The organism is Collinsella sp. TF11-5AC (assembly GCF_003436775.1).
In the GTDB taxonomy this organism is placed as follows: domain Bacteria; phylum Actinomycetota; class Coriobacteriia; order Coriobacteriales; family Coriobacteriaceae; genus Collinsella.
Window position 1 is genome coordinate 8,664 of record NZ_QSQO01000005.1, and the last position, 2,160, is coordinate 10,823.

At 63.8% G+C, this 2,160-nt stretch carries 1 rRNA gene (cut by a window edge); it reads right to left on the bottom strand.

The annotated features are described in order from the left end of the window. Nucleotides 1-1,997 (bottom strand): 23S ribosomal RNA (locus DXD16_RS03715) (it extends 1,036 nt beyond the left edge of the window). Between the last annotated feature and the right edge of the window lie 163 nt (nt 1,998-2,160).

A 2,160-nucleotide genomic window follows, 5' to 3' on the forward strand; every position in this document is an offset into this window, starting at 1 on the left:
TTACGGCCGCCGTTTACCGGGGCTTGGCTTCGGGGCTTCGCTCGAAAGCTAACTCCTCCGCGTGACCTTCCGGCACCGGGCAGGCGTCAGACCCTATACGTCGCCTTGCGGCTTCTGCAGAGTCCTGTGTTTTTGGTAAACAGTCGCTTGGGCCTCTCCACTGCGGCCCGCCTCCGCTCCCCGGGCAAGCCGGTTCACGTACGCGCGGGCACCCCTTCTCCCGAAGTTACGGGGCCATTGTGCCGAGTTCCTTGACCATGGTTGACCCGATCGCCTCGGTATGTTCTACCCACCCACCTGTGTCGGTTTGCGGTACGGGCGCGCACGCGCCTGCCTAGGGGTTTTTCTAGGGACCTCGGGCTCACTCGCTTCGCTTGATCGCTTCGTCCGGAGCCTCGCCCTCGTGCGGACCGGATTTCCCTGGTCCGCGGGCCGCGCTCCATCACGGGGACGTCCAGAACCCCGCCGAGCCACCCCCATCCGTCGCCCCGTCGGTCGTAGCGCCGCGTGCGCGGTGCAGGAATGTCTGCCTGCTGCGCGTCGGCTACGCCTCCCGGCCTCGCCTTAGCCCCCGACTGACCCTGGGAGGATTAGCCTTGCCCAGGAAACCTCGGGTTCACGGCGGACGAGTTACTCTCTCGTCTCTCGCTACTCATGCCAGCATTCTCACTCCCATGCGCTCCACCGCCGGTCGCCCGGCGGCTTCCCCGCCCATGGGAAGCTCCCCTACCGATTCTACTTAGGTAAAATCCCGCCGCTTCGGTGTCCAGCTTAGCCCCGTGTATTGTCGGCGCATGTCCACTCGACCAGTGAGCTGTTACGCACTCTTTGAATGCATGGCTGCTTCTAAGCCAACATCCTGGTTGTCTGGGCGGACGCACATCCTTTGCCACTCGGCTGGAACTTGGGGACCTTAGCGGGCGGTCCGGGCTGTTTCCCTCTCGAGCACACAGCTTAGCCCACATGCTCTGACTGCCGCGCTCTGGGCCGCCGGCATTCGGAGTTCGGTTGGATTCGGTAGGCGGCGAAGCCCCCTCGTCCATCCGGTGCTCTACCTCCGGCGGTGAACGCGCGACGCTAGCCCTAAAGCTATTTCGGGGAGAACGAGATATCTCCGGGTTTGATTGGCCTTTCACCCCTATCCGCAGGTCATCGCCGCCGTTTTCAACCGACGTGCGTTCGGCCCTCCACGGGGTCTTACCCCCGCTTCAGCCTGCCCACGGATAGCTCACCCGGCTTCGCGTCCGCGGCGCGGGACTCAAGTCGCCCTGTTAAGGCTCGCTTTCGCTCCGGCTCCCTTTCGGTTAACCTCGCCCCGCGCCAGCGACTCGCTGGCTCATTCTACAAAAGGCACGCCGTCACACCACAAGGGTGCTCCGACTGCTCGTGGGCGCACGGTTTCAGGTACTGTTTCACTCCCCTCCCGGGGTGCTTTTCACCTTTCCCTCACGGTACTGGTGCGCTATCGGTCACAGGGTAGTACTCAGGCTTGGATGGTGGTCCACCCAGGTTCGGACCGGGTTTCACGTGCCCGGCCCTACTCAGGGACCGCGTCGCGCCGTCCGGTCTGGGTTCGCGTACGGGGCTGTCACCCGCTGCGGCCGGCCCTCCCATGCCGTTCCGCTCCCCAGCCGGACCTGCGCCCGGGGGCGGCAGCCCCCGGATGCGCGGCCCTGCAACCCCGTCGGCGGAACCCCTGCCGGGTACGCCCGCTCGACGGTTTGGCCATCGGTCCCCTTTCGCTCGCCGCTACTCGGGGAGTCTCGAGATTGATTTCCTCTCCTCCGGGTACTTAGATGTTTCAGTTCCCCGGGTTGTCCTCCCCACCCCTATGTGTTCGGGGTGGGGATATCCACACTGCTGTGGATGGGTTCGCCCATTCGGAGACCCCCGGGTCGAAGGATGTGTGCTCCTCGCCGGGGATTATCGCAGCTTGCCGCGTCCTTCATCGGCTCCCTGTGCCAAGGCATCCGCCGTGCGCCCGTGGTATCTTGCGGGACCGCTCTCGGGCCCGCGGGATATCCACGTGTCGCTAAAATTAATTAATCGATATCATGAATAGCGCTCGTATGTCGCAATTCGGGTATCTCATACCGCGGCACAGTGTCTTCACTGTGCTCGCGATCAGATGCTCCTCACTCATTTATAAGTGAATTCTTC